The organism is Escherichia sp. XD33 (genome assembly GCF_019375075.1).
GTDB lineage: Bacteria > Pseudomonadota > Gammaproteobacteria > Enterobacterales > Enterobacteriaceae > Enterobacter > Enterobacter flexneri_A.
The window spans coordinates 1-965 of sequence record NZ_JAENDM010000221.1 but is presented as its reverse complement, the minus strand read 5'-3'; the positions used below and the strand labels follow the sequence as shown (position 1 = coordinate 965).

Here is a 965-nt window from a genome sequence, read left to right as displayed (position 1 = left end):
ACACGTAACGATTCACTGGCTGCCCGGACCGATACCTGGTTGCAGTCGTTGCTGGTCTGGTCACCCGGACAGCGGGATATCATCAAAACGGTGGCACTGGTGCTGATGGTACTGGACCATGCAAACCGCATTCTGCATCTGGACCAGACGTGGATGTTTCTGGCCGGGCGTGGGGCCTTTCCGTTGTTTGCCCTTGTGTGGGGACTGAATCTGTCCCGTCATGCGCATATCCAGCAGGTGGCCATTAACCGGCTGTGGGGATGGGCAGTGATTGCTCAGTTCGCATATTATCTGGCCGACTTTCCCTGGTATGAGGGGAATATCCTGTTTGCCTTTGCAGTTGCGGCTCAGGTGCTGACATGGTGTGAAACGCGCAGTGGGTGGCGTACTGCAGCGGCCATACTCCTGATGGCACTGTGGGGGCCTTTGTCCGGCACCAGTTACGGCATTGCCGGGTTGCTGATGCTGGCAGTCAGCCACCGGCTGTACCGGGCGGAAGACAGAGCGGAACGTCTGGCGCTGGTCGCCTGCCTGCTGGCTGTTATTCCGGCGCTTAATCTTGCCACCAGTGATGCCGCGGCGGTGGCCGGCCTTGTGATGACGGTGCTGACTGTTGGCCTGGTGTCCTGTGCAGGGAAATCATTACCCCGTTTCTGGCCCGGAGACTTTTTCCCGACGTTCTATGCCTGTCATCTGGCTGTGCTGGGCGTTCTGGCGCTGTGACGGGTGTGGTATCTTTGGCCGCAAGAGGATGATTCGTCAGAGGCAGAACACAGCATGACAGAGCAGAAGCGACCGGTACTGACACTGAAGCGGAAGACAGAAGGGGAGACGCTTGTCCGCAGCCGGAAAACCATCATCAATGTCACCACGCCACCAAAGTGGAAGGTGAAAAAGCAGAAGCTGGCCGAGAAAGCAGCCCGGGAAGCAGAGCTGGCGGCAAAAAAAGCGCAGGCCAGACAGGC

1 protein-coding gene and 1 pseudogene are annotated in these 965 nt (G+C 58.4%); both read left to right on the top strand.

Going from position 1 to position 965, the window contains the following annotated elements; all coding sequences use genetic code 11:
• Positions 1–723, top strand: a 723-nt coding sequence (gene traX / locus K0778_RS26420; protein WP_153449197.1) for a conjugal transfer pilus acetylase TraX, incomplete at its 5' end; no start/stop codon positions are given.
• A gap of 54 nt (positions 724–777) precedes the next feature.
• Positions 778–965 (top strand): annotated as a pseudogene (locus tag K0778_RS26415) (conjugal transfer protein); the annotation flags it as partial.